Annotated in this window: 19 protein-coding genes; 14 read left to right on the top strand and 5 right to left on the bottom strand. The window is 40.5% G+C overall.

The annotated features are described in order from the left end of the window. Positions 1 to 276 precede the first annotated feature (276 nt). Positions 277 to 903 (bottom strand): DUF4309 domain-containing protein, encoded by a 627-nt coding sequence (locus QI30_RS09945; RefSeq protein WP_020189549.1) that lies wholly within the window; start codon positions 901 to 903, stop codon positions 277 to 279. Between the two features lie 245 nt (positions 904 to 1,148). Further along, a complete protein-coding gene (locus tag QI30_RS09940; RefSeq protein ID WP_233600567.1) occupies positions 1,149 to 2,723 on the bottom strand; it encodes a bifunctional metallophosphatase/5'-nucleotidase in 1,575 nt (524 codons plus the stop codon). Positions 2,724 to 3,145: 422 nt separating this feature from the next. On the opposite strand from QI30_RS09940, the gene QI30_RS09935 reads away from it, so the two are divergent. Further along, a complete protein-coding gene (locus QI30_RS09935; protein WP_126990700.1) occupies positions 3,146 to 3,595 on the top strand; it encodes a hypothetical protein in 450 nt (149 codons plus the stop codon). Positions 3,596 to 3,695: 100 nt separating this feature from the next. Here the strand turns inward: QI30_RS09935 and lexA are convergent, their stop codons facing one another. Further along, positions 3,696 to 4,316, bottom strand: a complete 621-nt coding sequence (gene lexA / locus QI30_RS09930) for a transcriptional repressor LexA (RefSeq protein WP_020189551.1) — start codon at positions 4,314 to 4,316, stop codon at positions 3,696 to 3,698. Between the two features lie 159 nt (positions 4,317 to 4,475). Here lexA and yneA point away from each other — a divergent pair, with 159 nt between their 5' ends. The 5 genes from yneA to QI30_RS09905 all read left to right on the top strand — a co-directional run bounded on the left by yneA (position 4,476) and on the right by QI30_RS09905 (position 8,039). Then, on the top strand, positions 4,476 to 4,781 hold the full coding sequence (yneA, locus tag QI30_RS09925) for a cell division suppressor protein YneA (protein ID WP_126990699.1): 306 nt from the start codon (positions 4,476 to 4,478) through the stop codon (positions 4,779 to 4,781). Between the two features lie 71 nt (positions 4,782 to 4,852). Beyond that, positions 4,853 to 5,098: a DUF896 domain-containing protein gene (locus QI30_RS09920; RefSeq protein ID WP_020189553.1), complete on the top strand. Its 246-nt coding sequence runs from the start codon at positions 4,853 to 4,855 to the stop codon at positions 5,096 to 5,098. Positions 5,099 to 5,301: 203 nt separating this feature from the next. Then, positions 5,302 to 7,296 carry a transketolase gene (gene tkt, locus QI30_RS09915; RefSeq protein ID WP_126990698.1) on the top strand — a complete coding sequence of 665 codons (1,995 nt, stop codon included), beginning with the start codon at positions 5,302 to 5,304 and terminating at the stop codon, positions 7,294 to 7,296. Between the two features lie 165 nt (positions 7,297 to 7,461). Beyond that, a complete protein-coding gene (locus QI30_RS09910; RefSeq protein ID WP_126990697.1) occupies positions 7,462 to 7,707 on the top strand; it encodes a YneF family protein in 246 nt (81 codons plus the stop codon). A 71-nt stretch (positions 7,708 to 7,778) separates the two neighbouring features. After that, positions 7,779 to 8,039 (top strand): YqkE family protein, encoded by a 261-nt coding sequence (locus tag QI30_RS09905; RefSeq protein ID WP_126990696.1) that lies wholly within the window; start codon positions 7,779 to 7,781, stop codon positions 8,037 to 8,039. A gap of 326 nt (positions 8,040 to 8,365) precedes the next feature. On the opposite strand, the gene QI30_RS09900 is transcribed toward QI30_RS09905, so the two are convergent. After that, positions 8,366 to 9,268 carry an aldo/keto reductase gene (locus QI30_RS09900; protein ID WP_126990695.1) on the bottom strand — a complete coding sequence of 301 codons (903 nt, stop codon included), beginning with the start codon at positions 9,266 to 9,268 and terminating at the stop codon, positions 8,366 to 8,368. A gap of 71 nt (positions 9,269 to 9,339) precedes the next feature. Here QI30_RS09900 and QI30_RS09895 point away from each other — a divergent pair, with 71 nt between their 5' ends. The 8 genes from QI30_RS09895 to QI30_RS09860 all read left to right on the top strand — a co-directional run bounded on the left by QI30_RS09895 (position 9,340) and on the right by QI30_RS09860 (position 18,080). Further along, entirely contained in the window at positions 9,340 to 9,882 is a 543-nt protein-coding gene (locus QI30_RS09895; protein WP_020189558.1) for an NUDIX domain-containing protein, read from the top strand. A gap of 208 nt (positions 9,883 to 10,090) precedes the next feature. Then, positions 10,091 to 10,552 (top strand): Fur family transcriptional regulator, encoded by a 462-nt coding sequence (locus QI30_RS09890; protein ID WP_020189559.1) that lies wholly within the window; start codon positions 10,091 to 10,093, stop codon positions 10,550 to 10,552. 100 nt (positions 10,553 to 10,652) lie between these two features. Next, a complete protein-coding gene (xerD, locus tag QI30_RS09885) occupies positions 10,653 to 11,555 on the top strand; it encodes a site-specific tyrosine recombinase XerD (RefSeq protein ID WP_126990694.1) in 903 nt (300 codons plus the stop codon). 84 nt (positions 11,556 to 11,639) lie between these two features. Further along, a complete protein-coding gene (deoB, locus tag QI30_RS09880) occupies positions 11,640 to 12,839 on the top strand; it encodes a phosphopentomutase (RefSeq protein WP_020189561.1) in 1,200 nt (399 codons plus the stop codon). 35 nt (positions 12,840 to 12,874) lie between these two features. Next, positions 12,875 to 14,179 (top strand): pyrimidine-nucleoside phosphorylase, encoded by a 1,305-nt coding sequence (locus QI30_RS09875; RefSeq protein ID WP_126990693.1) that lies wholly within the window; start codon positions 12,875 to 12,877, stop codon positions 14,177 to 14,179. A gap of 113 nt (positions 14,180 to 14,292) precedes the next feature. Further along, positions 14,293 to 15,432 carry an amidohydrolase gene (locus QI30_RS09870; RefSeq protein ID WP_126990692.1) on the top strand — a complete coding sequence of 380 codons (1,140 nt, stop codon included), beginning with the start codon at positions 14,293 to 14,295 and terminating at the stop codon, positions 15,430 to 15,432. An 869-nt stretch (positions 15,433 to 16,301) separates the two neighbouring features. Then, positions 16,302 to 17,609, top strand: a complete 1,308-nt coding sequence (gene lysA, locus QI30_RS09865; RefSeq protein WP_126990691.1) for a diaminopimelate decarboxylase — start codon at positions 16,302 to 16,304, stop codon at positions 17,607 to 17,609. A 99-nt stretch (positions 17,610 to 17,708) separates the two neighbouring features. After that, positions 17,709 to 18,080 carry a GNAT family N-acetyltransferase gene (locus tag QI30_RS09860; protein WP_020189566.1) on the top strand — a complete coding sequence of 124 codons (372 nt, stop codon included), beginning with the start codon at positions 17,709 to 17,711 and terminating at the stop codon, positions 18,078 to 18,080. Between the two features lie 43 nt (positions 18,081 to 18,123). Here QI30_RS09860 and QI30_RS09855 read toward each other — a convergent pair whose 3' ends face one another. Next, entirely contained in the window at positions 18,124 to 18,615 is a 492-nt protein-coding gene (locus tag QI30_RS09855; RefSeq protein ID WP_126990690.1) for a DUF309 domain-containing protein, read from the bottom strand. Position 18,616: the final 1 nt, after the last annotated feature.

The raw sequence follows: 18,616 nt of genomic DNA, 5'->3' as shown, positions 1-18,616 counted from the left end.
AGCTGCTTCTGTGTGAAGGGCTGTTTTTTTAAACTTTATTGTGAGAGATAAGTATAGATACTTCAACTCACCTATACTCAATCGCTTGAATCCCTTCAATGATGAATATTTGCATTCCGTTATGAACTCCCCAAATTCTAACTATGAATCAATCATCTTCAAGCGGAAAAAGAGGCTGGCCTTGCGCCGGTCTCTTTTTTTTGAAAAAATACAAAAAGCAGGAAGCGATTGTCGCGTTCCTGCTTTTTTATACTCAGATGGTGTCTAAGTATTATTTTATTGCTTCGAATCATCATAAACTTTACTGTAGACAGAAATATGATGTAACGTATGGTCCTTAGTTGAGCCGGTGAATTTCAACATGAAATTACCTGCTGCATAGCTCCAAATACGGTCTGGTCCTAGCTTTGTTTTAATAGTTGGCTGACCTAATTGCTTTTTAATTGCCTTAAAAGAAATGCTTGATAATGGTGTTTTACCATCATCTGCTACAAATGCACGTAATTCATATAAAATATGGCCGCGTCCAATACCCACCCCATAAGCAATTTGTTCTTTCTTTGCTACACGGTATTGTACATAATTCGCTGTATTTAAAAAAGATAAGTTTGGTTTTCCCCATTGTTCTTCCACTTGTGTATACGTTGTTTGACCAACTGTAAATGGCACATTTGGAAGCTGGCCTTTTTTCGCTGCTGCTACAGTTTCTGTTAAAAAGGCTGTTGGATTCGCTACATTATTATTTTTTAAAGAAGCATTCGTATCTTCCGTAGAAGTCGTTGCGGCATTCGAAGTCGTCTTGTTATCTTCTGTTGACGTTTCTTTTGTTGATGAACTAGAGGCACAGCCTTGAAGCAATGCGGTCGCTAGTACACATGGTACGATAAGTCGGGCGAGTTTCATTGCAACCCCTCCTATAGGAATTCGGTAAAAGAATACCGTTTATAATTATAGCAAAACTTCTGTGCTGTTAAATGATGATTTACAGAAAAAAAGAAATTCTATCATTTGAATCATTGTTTTGAAGGTATGTAGCTGTAGAATGTCCATATTTTAAAAGAAAGAAATTGTTTGATAAAAACGTAATATGAAAAAAGCAGAAACCGTGTCACTACGAGGTTTCTGCTTTTTCTTAACATGAAAGAACGCTATTTTTCAACTTGAACGCTACGCGGTGTATAGGCTGTTGGCACATTTTTCATTGCTTTTAAATAGTCGATAAATGTATCGGTATCGATGCCAATAATTTCACTGTTCTTAAGCTTTGTAAATGTTGGAAAGTTATCGCCACCGCCTGTTAAATAATTATTTAACACGACAGTATACGATTTATTCGCAACAATTTTTTCTGAGCTTGATTTATCGCCGACAAAAACATCAACGATTTCTTTGTCGTTGTACGTATAGTGTAGACCGGCTACTTCTAAGCCACGACCGCCTGAGAATTGCTCATTTAACACTTGAGTGATTTGAGCCCCTGTTAATTGTCCAGTGTATAGGAAGTTCGAGAATGGTTGAACCTTTTGCGCAGCTTCCCATGTAATGATGTTTCGCCCATCTTTTACTGTTGCGACTAAATCGTCACGTACACCACCAGAGTTTGTGAATGCAAAATCGACATGACGCTCTAAGTTTTTCATTAGGGCAAGCTGTGAGTCAGCTACTAAATTACCGACAGCTGAGCCTTCAATTTTAGCTATACGGACGCTTGATAAACGCTCTGCATCAAGTGTCGCAATTTGAGCGCGTGTCACAGTCGCTGTTAATTGAGCGGCATTTTGCACGATGCGATTCACATTTTTTGCGACACTATTTTTATTAATTACTGTATTTGAGCGCGTGTAATTGTATTTTACAGTAGCTGCTGGCGTTTTCACGAAATCATTTGTTGTCGTGCTAATTTTACCTGTTGCGACATTGTATGATTTACCATAATCTAATGATTCGACAACGCGAATATTCTTTTTACCATAAATACCATTAGCGAATGAATGACTATGTCCACCAAAGACAATATCAACAGAATGATTTGGTGCGATTTTATCTAATTTATCAATGATTTGTGTGACAGAACCGCCAACTTGTGCTTTATTTGGCTTCGCTGCTTGTGTTTCGATTGCTTGATTCGATGTACCTGTATTTTCAGCGCCAGCATGAGCTAAGACAACAATGGCCTTGATACCTTTTTTACGTAGTACCTTATCGTATTTCGCAATGGCCTTTGCAGGATCTGTGAAGCTAAGATTTTTCGTATGTGTCGGCATAATTAATTGCTGTACATATGGGTCAACAACGCCGATAAAACCAACTTTTACACCATTAATCGTTTTAATTTCATATGGTTTAAAGCCAGAAATCGTTTTTTTCGACTTTTTATTGACGACATTTGCCGCTAAAATGGTTGTGTTACTTTTTTCAATTTTATAACGACTTACAAGATCATAATTTGGTGTATCATATGTGGCTTTCTTTCCTTGAATCACGCGTAAAAATTCGTCTAAACCGTCATTTAATTCATGATTCCCAATGACACCAAGTTGGAAATTCATCGCATTTAAAATCGAAATGGTTGGATGATCTTGAAGCAAGCTAGAAATGGCAGGGCCACCACCTAAAATATCACCTGTATGTACAGAAATTGAGTTTGTATTGGCTGATTTTAAGTTATTTGTTTTCGCAAATGCTTGTTTTTCTTTTGATAAATTGTAAGCAAGAGAAGCCATGCCACCAATTGTTTTTCCTGCACTATTTGTATACGTGCTATCAATGTAGCCGTTTAGGTCATTAATCCCTAAAAACTGTACAGGTACGTTCTTTGCTGTTGTGTTGGCATCAACAGTTGTTGATAATGCACAAAACAGTGCGGCTGTTGCACTTAATGAAACTAGAAATTTCGAACGAATAATTCTAAAGTCCTCATTATAAATTGTGGTATAGTGATAAAATCATTATAATTCAATATTTTTATTTTCACAATTGTGATTTTAAATACATTTAAAAAAGGAATTAAATGGAATTTTCAGTCCTGGTATATCGTCACAAATTGACCATAATTTAATAAGCAGGAGACGTATTTAACTAGCATGTTAGCGACAAGCATATAATAATAGAAGATAGAAATAATCGTGTGAGAGGAAGCATTGAATTGACGACATGTTTAACGGCAGCGCCGGTAGTGAAAGTGTTTTTGGGGAATGAAGAAATTGGGGAGGTTCGATTGAAGCAGGAGCATCCGTTTTTAATGAAGGGACAGCGAACGCATCATGCTATTTATGAAGTGATGACGGCTAAACAACAGCTCATCGGAATTTTTCAGCCACATTTTATGGCAGTAGCGAAAGGTTATGAGCTCGTGTTACCGACATATGGCACCATCCTAGATACGACAACCATACGAGAGGGTTATTGTGCATCGATTCGCGGGACGACGTATGAAGTACGCAGAGGACAACAAGTCTTTGAGTTTGTGATGGATAATTGTGTGAAAATGATGATAGAGGTGACGCATGTGATTCGATTAACCGCATTAGAAGAAGTAAGTGATGAGGAGCAATTAATCGTAGCCATGATTGCGATGAAGTTAGCTGCTACATAGAGTGGGAGAGGCGGAGACATTCTAGCCTCTTTTTTTGCGAAAGAAAAAAGAAGAGACTGACATGTCAATCTCCTCCTTATGACGAAATCATAAATGATTGTTACATCACTGTACGATATAAGCCAACTACTTTACCTAAAACAGAAACCTTTTCAACGATGATTGGCTCCATTGTGGCGTTTTCAGGTTGTAAGCGGAAGTGGTGCTCTTCTTTATAGAAGCGTTTTACTGTTGCTTCATTTTCTTCTGTCATCGCGACAACAATTTCACCGTTATTTGCAGATGATTGTTGTTTGACGATAACATAGTCACCATTTAATATGCCAGCCTCGATCATCGAATCGCCCATAATCTCAAGCATGAAAATATGGTCATCTGATGTCGCGTAAGACGATGGAATAGGGAAGTACTCCTCAATATTTTCAATTGCAGTTATCGGCATACCAGCCGTTACTTTTCCTACAAGTGGCACATGGAGTACGTCTTTTTTCTTAACGGCTTCATCCGCTGTATCTAATACCTCAATAGCACGTGGCTTTGTTGGGTCACGACGAATTAATCCTTTACTTTCTAAACGAGCTAAATGCCCATGCACAGTTGAACTAGATGCTAGTCCAACAGCCTCACCGATTTCACGTACAGAAGGTGGATACCCTTTTGTGCGGACCTCTTCTTTAATAAAAGCTAAAATGTCTTCTTGTCTCTTTGAAACTTTTTTCATTTTTTTCACCTCACCTAGTCTATACCTATCGTACTCCGAGTATAACAAATGCGAACAAACAATGCAAACATAAGTTCGAAAAAAATAGTTGACACGAATGTTTGTTCGTTTTAAAATAAGAACACATATTCCGAACGTATATTCGAAAGGGTGATTTTCGTGATAAAGTGGATGAAGAAAAATGGTGCAACAGCCGGTATATCAGCGATTGTAGTATGGAGTATGCTTCTAACAATACATGGACTTTTCGATACAACAGATTTTGGCATAATTCAAGTCGAAGATGGCGATACGCTGTGGACATTAGCGGAGCGTTATAAAGGCGATATGGACCGAGAAGATTGGATTTTATCAGTGAAGCGTGAAAATGCTATTTACGAGGACCGTCTATATGTCGGCGATGAGTTAAATGTGCCAAATGGCCACCACAACATAGAGCAAATCGAAGTCGCAACAAATAAATAAAGGCGAAATGCTTGCGTTTAGACCAATTTTTTCATACCTTTGTAGTAGTAGTTATGAAGGGAAGAAAAAATATGTTACCACAAGCAAAAATTAACCGCATCAATGCATTAGCGAAAAAGAAAAAAGCAGGTACACTAACACAGGAAGAAGCAAAAGAACAATCAGCACTTCGTCAAGAATACTTGCAAGCTTTCCGCGGCAATATGCGTCGTACAATTGAAAATGTTCGTGTCATGGACCCAGAAGGGAATGACGTCACACCGGACAAATTAAAACAAGTACAAGAAATCAAATCAAAATTAAATCGTCTTAACTAATGAATTCAGCAGCCGTTGTCAGACGTCTGCTGTTTTTTAATTCCTAGTTAGAAAAAAATTGAGTGATGTAATATTTTGAAAATTGGAATATTTTTTCATAGCGCTTACAATTGATTGAAAAATCATTGTATTCTTTACCAATTTTGACTAGACTGTAGGTAGTACAATATTTTGCTTATTTTAGAAAGGATGTCTATATTACAATGACGCAACAAGCAGATCAGTTAGCAATTAATACGATTCGTACTTTATCAATCGATGCGATTGAAAAAGCAAACTCAGGTCACCCAGGTTTACCAATGGGTGCTGCACCAATGGCTTACACGCTTTGGACAAAACAAATGCACCATAACCCTAAAAACCCAACTTGGTTCAACCGCGACCGTTTCGTTTTATCAGCAGGTCATGGTTCAATGTTACTTTACAGCCTTCTTCACTTAGGTGGCTACGGCCTTGAAATGGAAGAAATCAAAAGCTTCCGCCAATGGGGTTCTAAAACACCAGGTCACCCAGAATACCGCCACACAGCAGGCGTAGAAGCAACAACAGGTCCATTAGGTCAAGGGATCTCAATGGCCGTTGGTATGGCAATGGCTGAGGTACATTTAGCTGCAACATACAACAAACCAAACTACAATGTTGTCGATCACTATACATTCGCACTTTGTGGCGATGGTGATTTAATGGAAGGTGTTTCTGCAGAAGCAGCGTCACTTGCTGGTCACTTAAACTTAGAAAAACTGATCGTTTTATACGATTCAAATGACATCTCTTTAGATGGTGATTTAAATAAATCATTCTCTGACAAAACAGCAGATCGTTTCAAATCTTATGGCTGGAACTACATTTCAGTAGAAGACGGTACAGATGTTGAAGCAATCAATACTGCAATCGAACAAGCAAAATCACATAAAGGCCAACCAACTTTAATTGAAATCAAAACAGTTATTGGCTTTGGTTCTCCAAACAAATCTGGTAAATCAGATTCTCATGGTGCACCACTAGGCACGGACGAAGTAAAATTAACAAAAGCAGCTTACGGCTGGGATGGCGAAGATTTCTTCGTACCAGAAGAAGTATATACAACATTCAACGAAGCAGCTGAAGTAAATGGCGCACAAGTAGAAGCAAAATGGAATGAATTACTTGCAGGTTATAAAGCGGAATTCCCAGAACTTGCGACGCAATTTGAAAATGCCATCGCTGGTAAATTACCAGAAAACTTCGATGCAGATTTCCCTGTATACGAAGCTGGTAAATCAGTAGCGACACGTTCATCTTCAGGTGAAGTAATCAATGCTATCGCAAAAGCTGTACCATCATTCTTCGGTGGTTCTGCTGACCTTGCAGGTTCAAACAAAACAACAATCAAAGGCGCTGGCGATTTCTCAGCACAAACACCAGAAGGCCGTAATATCTGGTTTGGTGTACGTGAATTCGCAATGGGTGCAGCACTTAACGGGATGGCACTTCACGGTGGCTTAAACGTATTTGGCGGTACATTCTTCGTATTCTCTGATTATGTACGTCCAGCAATTCGTTTATCAGCACTTATGGGCTTACCTGTAACATATGTATTCACACATGACTCAATCGCTGTCGGTGAAGATGGTCCAACACACGAACCAATCGAACACTTAGCAGCATTACGCGCAATGCCAAACCTTTCTGTTATCCGTCCTGCAGATGCAACGGAATCAGTAGCAGCGTGGAAACTTGCGTTAGAATCAGAAACAACCCCAACGGCATTAGTGCTTTCTCGTCAAAACTTACCAGTTCTTGATGCAGATAAAGAAACGATCTACGAAGGCGTTGCAAAAGGTGCATACGTTGTATCGCCAGCGAAAAAAGACGTAGCAGATGCGATTCTTATCGCAACAGGTTCTGAAGTAGGTTTAGCTGTTGAGGCACAACAAGCATTAGCTGCAGAAGGAATTGACGCACAAGTTGTCTCAATGCCTGATATGGCTCGCTTTGATGCACAAGATGCAGCTTATAAAGAAGCGGTATTACCAAAAGCAGTAACAAAACGTTTAGCAATCGAAATGGCGGCATCATTCGGTTGGCATAAATATGTTGGCTTCGAAGGCGATGTACTTGCTATCGATACATTCGGTGCTTCTGCTCCTGGTGAAAAAGTGATTGAAGAGTACGGTTTCACAGTTGAAAACGTTGTCTCTAAAGTAAAAGCACTTTAATTTAATAGAAAAGGAAGACGAAGATGGGCGAAAAGGCCGTCTTCGTCTTTTTTTAATTGTGAACGAAGGATGAAATTCCGCAAACGCTAGTAACGATAAAGTTTTTATTGTATAATGACTTTCGGAGAGATTTATCTCGTTTTATGCAAAAGAGGAGGAAACTACGTGAATACAGCATTAGCTATCGTTCTTATCATTGTAGCCCTTATCGTGGGTGCTGTCGGCGGTTTCTTTATGGCTCGTCAATATATGATGAAATACCTTAAAGAAAATCCACCAATCAATGAAGATATGCTTCGTATGATGATGACGCAAATGGGTCGTAAACCATCTGAAAAACAAGTACGTCAAGTAATGTCTCAAATGAATAAAGCAACTGACCAACAACTTGGTAAAAAAAATAAAAAATAATTGTTTGACTAGCTACCTGATAACTCAATATTGAGCCGTTTAGGTAGCTGTTTTTTATAGGAGGAATTTTCATGGCAAAAAAACAACAGCGTCAAGCACAGGGTGGCGCAAAAAAACAACAAGATGATAAAGTAACATTAGCTGATCAACTTGGTGGCGATTTACTTGCGCAGTTAAAAAATGCTAAAAAAGAATTAGAGCAAAAAGAGCAAGCCGCCAAACAAGCAGCGAAAGAACAAGCGATAAAAGAGAAAAAGCAACGTGAGAAAAACATGTCCTTTTCTGAACTATTAGATGAGTACGGCTTTGGCGATACCAATTCAAAAAAATAAAGTATTAAAACTCATTTTGGATTCTTAAAAGCCTTTTAAGAAAGAATAGCTCAATGATGGCGTTATCAGTAGGCGTGCCGTTCGGGGTATGCGCATGATAACGCCTTTTCTTTGCTCTTTTTTGATGCTATGTATTAAACCGTACTAAGCATATCTATTCATTCCACTCTTTTATAAGGTTCGATTATCGGTTTTGCCCATTAAAAAAAACACCTTCAAAGATGTATATCCTTGAAAGTGTTTTTTTACTTTTTATATTGTGTCAGCTCTTTAGCGCAGTCCAAAAAAGTAATACCTTTTTTGTGACGAACCGCTATCCTTTCATATTAGTCGCGATGTGTCGTATACAGTTCTTTTTTTGTTAAACCTGCTAGTGCGGCATAATCAAAATCAGCTGGCAGACGGTGATACGCATCGATATTTTGTGTTAGTTGTGCCACGTTAGAGGCGCCAACAATCGTGCTTGCAACAGCCGGGTGCGCTAAATTGTAGCCAATTGCTGCTGATAGGACGTCAGGATACGCATCAGCGATATGGCCAAGTGTATCCGTTAATTGCTGCTGTGAATACGATAAATAGCCATCATGCTTTTGCAAGCGCTTCGCCCACTCATTCGTTAATAAGCCTTTTGCGACCGTACCACGTGACACGACAGAAGCACCTTGCTTTGTAATGAAATCAAACCATTCCTCTGGGCGACGGTCGAGGGCGCTATACTGCATCATAACCCCATCCGCCGCACTCATTGGTAAAAACGTTTTTAACACATTTGGACGAATCGATGAAATGCCGTAAGCGCGAATCAGCCCTTCTTTTTTTAGCGTCTCAAATGCATCTGTTACTTCTTCAAAGGAATCATCGAGTGTACCGCCATGAAGCTGGTAAAAGTCTAGATAATCGGTTTGTAGACGTGTCAAACTATCCTTTAAGCCACTAATAATATGCTCCTTCGACGCATCCCAGTGCCAGCCATCTCCATCTGCATTCCACACATTGCCCACTTTTGAGGCAATATAAATATTCGCGCGTTTTGTTTTTAACGCGTCCCCGACGATGCGTTCATTTTCTCCCTTATTATAGAGGTCGGCTGTGTCGAAATAATTGATGCCGCTATCGACCGCCACATCAATTATTTTTTGAGCCTCCGCTCGTTCTAATGGCAGCGACATACACCCAAAACCTAACTCTGAAATATGTAGCTCACTTTGTCCTAATTTTCGTGTGCGCATACTAAACGCCTCCTTTTAAAACATGGTACAATGAATAGCAGTAAAAGGAAAATGATAGGAGAAAAAAGAGCATGAAATTTGAAGAAAAAACGATTGCAACAGAACCGATTTTTAGTGGCCGCGTTATTCAAGTACAAGTAGATACTGTAACATTACCAGACGGGGAACAAGCGAAGCGTGAAATCGTGAAACATCCTGGTGCGGTTGGGATTATTCCGATTACAGCGGATGGCAAATTAATTGTTGTCGAACAATACCGTAAAGCGTTAAATCGCTCAATCGTCGAAATTCCAGCAGGTAAAATCGAGCCGGGTGAGGATTTAACGGTTTGTGCGCTACGCGAGCTTGAGGAAGAAACAGGCTACGGCACGCAAAACTTAACGTATTTACAAGAGGTTGTGACATCACCAGGCTTTTGTGACGAGGTCGTGCACATTTTTGTCGCACGTGATATTTTCAAACTCGACAACCCTGCGGCATTAGATGACGATGAATTTGTTGAAATGTCAGCGATTACATTAGAAGAAGCACAAAACCTCATGGCACAAGGTGCGATTTGTGATGCGAAAACGATTATTGCGGTCATGTGGCTATACAATCAACAAAGGAAATAGAATGATTCTTATGTAGAAACTCCCGATTTAAGTGAAAATAGTTGATTTTTTATGATATTTCGCTAATATAGTCCATGTAGCAGTTACTAATTGAAAATCATTTTATAATTATTCTAATTTAGTAATCATTCTAATTTAAATAACTTATATCATATTGAAAATATAATTTAGAGTTTGGTATAATAGGAACAGTTTAGGGGGGCGTCATATGGAAAGCCGTATTGATCGTATTAAAAAACAACTACATGGTGCGAGCTATAAACTGACGCCGCAACGTGAAGCAACGGTACGCGTGCTTTTAGAAAACGAAGAAGACCACCTCAGCGCTGAGGATGTTTATTTACTCGTAAAAGAAAAAGCACCGGAAATTGGGCTAGCGACAGTATATCGTACACTAGAGCTTTTAACAGAGCTAAAAATTGTCGATAAAATTAACTTCGGTGACGGAGTTTCTCGTTATGATCTTCGTCAAGAAGGCGCAGCTCACTTCCATCACCACCTTGTTTGTATCGAATGTGGCGCCGTTGATGAAATTCAAGAAGACTTGCTTGACGATGTTGAAGCAGTCGTTGAAAAACGCTGGAATTTCACAGTTAAGGACCACCGCTTAACATTTCATGGTATTTGCTGGCGTTGTAATGAACGTCATGCAAACGAAGATGAACAATAAAACTTCCTATTGAATAAGCTAGTAGATAGGACAGCATGATACGTTTATAGCTTAGAGGAAGGATAGCAGATGCTGTCCTTTTTTTTATTGGAGGGATTAGATGGAACAACAAACAGATGCCGTAGCGGATTATTTGCACTTTTTACGTGTGGAGCGACAGCTTGCGGCCAATACGCTCACGTCATATGAGCGTGATTTAATGAGCTATGTTACGCATCTTTTTGAAGTGCAAAACATAAAGCATTTCGATGATATTGAACGGGTACATATTTTACTTCATTTACAACAGTTGCGTGAAGCAGGGAATACCGCGCGTACTGTTTCGCGTCATATTTCTGCCATTCGGTCATTTCATCAGTTTTTATTACGTGAAAAACGCTGCGCCAATGACCCAACCGTTCATATTGAGCTCCCGAAGCTTGAGCAGAAGCTTCCTGAAGTGCTCACGATTGAACAAGTAGATACCCTTATTAATGCGACTGCAAATGCGAAGCCACCTGCAAATATACGCGACCGTGCAATGCTAGAGCTATTGTATGCGACAGGAATGAGGATTTCAGAGTGTATTGATTTAAACTGTGAGGACCTGCATTTGACGATGGGCTTTGTGCGCGTTTTCGGTAAAGGTGGAAAGGAGCGTATTGTGCCACTAGGTCGATCAGCCATTGCGGCTTGCGAGACGTACTTAAACCAGGGACGCTTTGTGCTTGAAAAGCCAGAGAATCGCACGGAGGCGTTATTTTTAAACCAACGAGGGAAAAGGTTAACGAGACAGGGTGTTTGGAAGCTATTGAAGGGATACGCATCAAAAGTGGGTATTGAGAAGATGACACCGCATATTTTCCGCCATTCCTTTGCGACCCATTTGATTGAAAATGGCGCAGATTTACGTGCTGTTCAGGAGTTGTTAGGTCACGCGGATATTTCAACGACGCAGATTTATACACATATTAGTAAAACACGTCTACGAGAGGTTTATAAGACGTTCCATCCACGTGCGTAATTTTTTTTAGAATGTCAGAGGTCTGACGTTTATTTTTCATGAAAATTTGTTAGAATGTAAGTAATTGATAGGAGGGTTTTTCTAATGAAACCATTTAAACGTATTCACTTAATCGTTATGGACTCTGTCGGAATCGGCGAAGCTCCAGACGCAGCAAACTTTAATGATGTAGGTGCTGATACACTAGGGCACATCGCGGAAGAAATGAAAGGGCTTCATATGCCAAATATGGAACGTTTAGGTTATACGAATATTCGTAGCTTAGTGGGCCGCGAAGATTTACAAGGGATGACAAGTGTTGATAAACCAGAGGCTTATTTTGGCTATATGCAAGAGGCATCTGTAGGAAAAGATACGATGACAGGTCACTGGGAAATCATGGGCCTAAACATCGACAAACCATTTAAAGTATACCCAGAAGGCTTCCCGAAAGAATTATTAGATGAATTGGAAGCGCGTACAGGACGCAAAATCTTATGTAACTTACCGTACTCAGGTACAGCGGTTATCGAGGATTACGGGAAGGAGCATATGGAAACAGGTGCCTTAATCGTTTATACATCTGCTGACCCTGTTATGCAAATTGCCGCACATGAAGATATTGTGCCGTTAGATGAATTATATAAAATTTGTGAAATCGCACGTGAGCTCACACAAAAACCAGAATTTTTAGTAGGTCGTGTCATTGCACGTCCATTCGTTGGTGAGCCAGGAAGCTTTACACGTACGTCTAATCGTCATGATTATGCATTAAAACCATTTGGTCGTACCGTAATGAATGAGCTGAAAGATGCCAATTTAGACGTTATCGCACTTGGTAAAATTTCAGATATTTACAATGGCGAAGGTGTCACAGAAGCCATTCGTACAAAAGACAACACGGACGGTATGGATAAATTAGTGGATGTCGTAAAACGTGACTTCCATGGTTTATCATTCCTGAACTTAGTCGATTTTGATGCGAACTTTGGTCACCGCCGCGATCCACTTGGTTACGGAGAGGCATTACAAGAGTTTGACCGCCGCTTACCAGAAGTGTTAGAGGCAATGGGTGAGGATGATTTATTATTAATCACAGCAGACCATGGCAATGACCCAACCTTCCCAGGGACGGATCATACACGTGAATATGTGCCATTAATCGCATATTCAAAACGCTTCGTTAATGGCGGAAAAGCATTACCAAAAATGAATACTTTCGCCTCACTTGGCGCAACGGTAGCGGATAACTTCGACGTCTCGCTACCACAGTACGGTGACAGTTTCTTAAATGACCTAAACTAACTTGATTTTAACTTGATGAAATGAGGGATTATACGATGCGCATGGTAGATATTATTGAAAAGAAACGCGACGGACATGAATTAACAACAGAAGAAATTCGCTTCTTTATTGAAGGTTATACAAATGGTACAATTCCAGATTATCAAGCAAGTAGCTTAGCAATGGCCATTTATTTCCAAGATATGTCGGACCGCGAACGTGCTGATTTAACAATGGCAATGGTTGAATCAGGTGACCAAATTGATTTGTCTGCCATTGATGGTGTAAAAGTTGATAAGCACTCGACAGGTGGTGTGGGCGATACAACAACGCTTGTACTTGGCCCATTAGTAGCGGCTACAGGTGTTCCGGTAGCGAAGATGAGTGGTCGTGGCCTAGGTCATACAGGTGGTACAATCGATAAGTTAGAAGCAATTGAAGGCTTCCATGTGGAATTAACGACAAAGCAGTTTGCGAAACAAGTAAATGACATTAAAGTAGCTGTTATCGGACAATCAGGTAATTTAACACCGGCTGATAAAAAACTGTATGCATTACGTGACGTAACAGGCACTGTTTCAAGCATTCCGTTAATTGCGAGCTCAATTATGAGTAAAAAAATCGCTGCTGGGTCTGACGCGATCGTGTTAGACGTTAAAACAGGTGACGGTGCGTTTATGAAAACGAAGGAAGACTCGATTAAATTAGCGAAAGCGATGGTGAAAATCGGGAATGCAGTCGGTCGTAAAACAATGGCCATCATTTCAGATATGGACCAGCCACTTGGCGCAGCAATCGGTAATGCGCTTGAAGTAAAAGAGGCGATTGAAACATTACAAGGCAATGGACCAGAGGACTTAACAGAGCTATGCTTAACACTTGGCTCTCAAATGGTTGTTGTAGCAGGTCATGCCACAACGCTGGAAGAAGCACGTGAACAGCTAAAAGAAGTGATTGCAAACGGTAAGGCGCTAGACGTGTTTAAGCAATTTGTTGAGGCACAAGGTGGCAATCCTGCAGTAGCAGATGATCCATCACTATTACCACAGGCGAAATACAAAGTAGAAGTTCCAGCAAAACAAGCAGGCTTTATCGGTCATATTGTGGCGGATGAAATCGGGACAGCGGCGATGCTACTTGGTGCAGGACGCGCAACAAAAGAATCTGAAATCGATTTAGCTGTTGGGTTAATGCTACACAAAAAAGTGGGTGACGCCGTAGAAGAGGGCGACTCACTTGTAACAATCTACGCGAACCGCGAAGATGTGCAAGAAGTTATCGAAAAAATCTATGCGAATATTTCAATTGTCGATACCAAACCAGCCATTCCAGCATTAATTGAAGAAGTGATTACCGAGTAATCGGCAAAAAAGCGCTAGGACATGTTCCTGGCGCTTTTTTTGATTACTTGAATATTGACAAGCATGTCGTTCGAGCATACGATGAAACACAAGAAGATAGAAAGAAGGAACAAATGATGGATTTACAACAAAAATTAGTGGCATATCGTCGAGAGCTACATGAGCATCCAGAGTTGTCATTTCATGAGTACGAAACGACAAAGCGTTTAACAAATTGGCTAACAGAAGCGGGCATTGACATTGTTGATTTTGGTTTAGAAACGGGCGTCGTTGCAGAAATTAAAGGGGCACAAGCGGGGCCGTTAATCGCCTTACGTGCTGACATTGATGCATTACCGATTACGGAGCAATCTGGCGTAACATTCACATCAAAAAATGATGGTATCATGCATGCATGTGGACATGATTTTCACGCGACATCGATTCTTGGGGCTGCACTCTTATTAAAAGAGCGTGTAGCTGAGTTAAAAGGTACGGTGCGCATTATTTTCCAACCAGCAGAAGAAGTAGCGCAGGGCGCAGATTACGTAGTGAAAAAAGGTGTACTACAAAATGTTGCCGCGATTTTTGGTATGCATAATAAACCGGAATTACCAGTAGGTACGATTGGTGTAAAATCAGGTTCATTAATGGCGAGTGTGGACCGTTTTGAATTAGATGTAGTAGGCATTGGTGGTCATGCGGGTATTCCAAATGACACCATTGACCCCATCGTCATTGCCTCGCAAATTGTTGCTGGCTTCCAATCAATTGTGAGCCGTAACCTAAGTCCATTTAGTAATACCGTTGTATCGGTCACAAAATTCCAAGCCGGTAATACGTGGAATGTCATTCCGGAAAAAGCCGAATTAGAAGGAACGGTACGCTCATTCCAAGAAGTAGACCGTGAAACAACGGGTAAACGTATGCGCGCGCTTGCAGAAGGCATTGCCGCAAGTTACGGTGCGAAAGCGGATTTCCGGTGGTTCCCGTACTTACCAGTTGTAGATAATGCCGCGCGCTTTGAAACGGTTGCACGTGAGGCGGCAGAAGCGATTGGCTATGTAGCAGTAGAAGCCATTCCAAATCCTGCGGGCGAAGATTTTGCCTTTTATCAGCAAACGATTCCAGGCTTTTTCGTCTGGATGGGCGTCGATGGACCACATGGCTGGCATCATCCCGCATTCCGTTTGACAGAAGATGCTTTAAGCGTTGCGGCTAATTATTTCGCAGAGCTTGCAGTACGTGTATTAGCGCAGTGGCAAGAAGCATAATCTTTTCAGCATGTTCACGAGTGAACATGCTTTTTTGTTGTGAAAAATTAAAACTCGTCAAAAGCCGAGAAAGCGTCTTTTCGATACGACATATTTTTGAATATGTGTCAACGCTAAGCTGATAGACCTGCATATTGCGTAATCATTTGTTTGAATAGCGAGTAGACGCAAATAAATACGATAAAGCTGGCGATAGTTAATATAATTTAGCACGCAGTATTGACAAAAACGGCTCAAAAACATCCGCTAGAGGTCGATTTTCACCCCGTTTCACGTTGTTTGGGGCTTTTTTTGAACAAAGATCACGCTACTGTACTTATAAAATGGCGCATTTTAGCGCGTGTAAAATAAATGACAGAGAGCAAGCTAGTTGCACGAGTTCGTCGCTTAAAACAACCCGGTAGAGCATCGGAAACGACCTTTTTTAACCCATTTTGCATGAAAACAGGCTTTTTTATAAGCGCAAAAATAATAATGATATGCACAAAAATAGTGAATAAAAATTTTGCTTGACTGCTTTCTGCAAGATAATTAATAGCGCAAGCTTTTTTATTATGCATATCGGCATTGTTTGGCACTTATTTTTAACTATGTCGTAGCCAAAAGACGCTTCCTGAGCTTATCAAGTATTTCTGATAAAGGATTTTCAATGAAGCATATGTGTAAGGAAAGGGTGAATTTTTTTCACTTGCTAGCAAAGGACGTTTTAAAAATACGCACTAATAGAAGAAACGACCAATTTTCTTTCATTTATACAGTGTTCTACATAAAAATTCGAAAAAATTAGAATTACGCCTTTTTTTATGTTAAAGTTCTGAGTATAATAATTTTTACGAATATTTCAACAATGTGGTTAGGGGAGAATGAATATGCATTTATATGGAACACAAACCGTAACATCAGAAGGTCATTTAGCGATTGGTGGCGTTGATACGGTTGAATTAGCAAAAGAATACGGCACACCAGCATTCATTTACGATATTGCGCTTTTCCGCGAGCGTGCACGAGGTTTTGTGGAGACATTTAAAAAAGAAAACGTCAAAGCGCAAGTTGCCTATGCATCAAAAGCTTTTTCAGCTGTAGCTATTTACCAAGTAGCACAACAGGAAGGCTTATCTGTCGATGTCGTATCAGGCGGTGAATTATTCACAGCGCTAAAAGCAGGCTTCCCAACAGAAAAGATTCATTTCCATGGCAATAATAAAAGTGTTGAAGAATTAACGTATGCGCTTGATGCAAAAATCGGCTGTATCGTGATTGATAACTTTTATGAAATTGAGCTATTAAAACAATTAACACGCGAGCGCCAACAAAAAATGGCAGTTTTAATTCGTGTGACACCAGGTGTCGAGGCACATACACACGATTTCATCACAACAGGACAAGCCGATTCGAAATTTGGCTTTGATTTATCGAATGGTCAAGCAGATGAAGCATTCAAAGCATTATATAAAGATGAGTATTTACAATTAAAAGGCATGCACTGTCATATCGGCTCACAAATTTTTGAAACAGAAGCATTTAGCTTAGCAGCGAAAAAGGTTGTGGATAAAATGGCTGAATGGAAGCAACAATACGCGTTTGAAGCGACGGTATTAAATTTAGGAGGCGGCTTTGGTATCCGTTATACAGCAGAAGATGCACCGCTTGAACCAGCCGTTTACGTGGATGATATGATTAAAGCCGTGAAAAAAGAAGCGGAGGCCTTTGGTATTGAGCTACCAGAAATTTGGATTGAGCCAGGCCGTTCACTAGTCGGCGATGCGGGCACGACACTTTACACAGTAGGCTCTCATAAAACAGTGCCAGATGTACGTGAATACATCGCGGTTGATGGTGGTATGAGTGATAATATTCGTCCAGCACTTTATGAGGCAAAATATGAGGGTGCGATTGCGAATAATATGAATGCCGCATTAACGACAAATTACACAGTAGCAGGTAAATTATGTGAATCGGGCGATAAAATTATTGAAGATATTAAGCTACCAGAAGTACAAACAGGTGATATTTTGGCGACTTTCTGTACAGGAGCTTATGGCTATTCAATGGCTTCAAACTACAATCGCGTAGGACGTCCGGCAGTTGTGTTCGTCGAAAATGGCAACCATCAGCTTGCAGTGAAACGTGAAAGCTATGAGGATATGGCTCAATTAGATATTGAATTAAAATGGTAGTGGTTTCCTAATTTTTGGAAAAAATGTTGCGTCGTTCGATTTTTTCGTGTAGGATAGTCAAAGTGAAGTTTGAGGCGAAAAAAGAAGAGGGATAAAAACATGTTATATCGTTATAAAAAAGCATTCGAAAAAATAGCGATGGGGCTACTTTCTTTCATGCCAGAAGAGAAAAATCTCAAGGTATTGCAGCAAACGATTCGTATATATGAAAACGAAGATGACTGGCAGCTTTACTTATGGAAATGCGAGGAAGATTATATCGGCTTAGTAGGCGTTGAGAAACAACCAGAGCACTGGGTTGTGCGCCACATTACAGTTGATCCGTCTCACCGCGGGGAAGGGATTGGGCGCCAAATGCTTGAAGCCGTAGCGGCAGAGGAAGCATGTGGCGAGTTAGTTCCTTGTCAAATTGTTCAGCGTTATTATGATAATGTTGCGACAAAAATTGCAAAAGAGAATGCCCATCTTTAACAACATAGAAAAAGAGGTCTCCGACTAGTGGAGGCCTCTTTTTTTAGTGCGGGTGCTTCGCAGCTAAACGCTCAGCGCGCTGTAAAATCACGTCGTCACGATTGCGGAGCTTATGCTTATCACGAATGAAGTCTTCCGATAAGTCAGGAAGTGGCGCTGCGGCAACTTGTGCTTGTAATTTCGCATCTACAATAGAAATTGCAAAGGGCTTAAATGGCGCCTGCTGCTGTACTTGCTGCTCGATATGTGTCAGCTGCGCTAACAGCGTCGCCATATCAATGCCAGTGTAATAGCTGCTTGTCGGATGTAGGCGAAGATGACGTGATGCTTTAGCAAGAATCGTCTGTGCACCGCGGTAATTGCCACGTCGCCAGTGATACATACCAGTGGCCAGTTGGATAAAGCCGACAAGCTCATGATCGCGCACACCTGGCGCCACCTCTTTCCAGTGCTCTTCTAACACTTCATGACATTCAAAATAATCACGATTACGATTGAAATAACTTAAAAATAACACGAAAGAACGTTTGTACATT

Source organism: Candidatus Kurthia intestinigallinarum (assembly GCF_003991225.1).
Taxonomy (GTDB): Bacteria; Bacillota; Bacilli; order Bacillales_A; family Planococcaceae; genus Kurthia; species Kurthia populi.
Note: the sequence above shows the minus strand (reverse complement) of the source record. Positions and strands in the feature narration are given on the sequence as shown.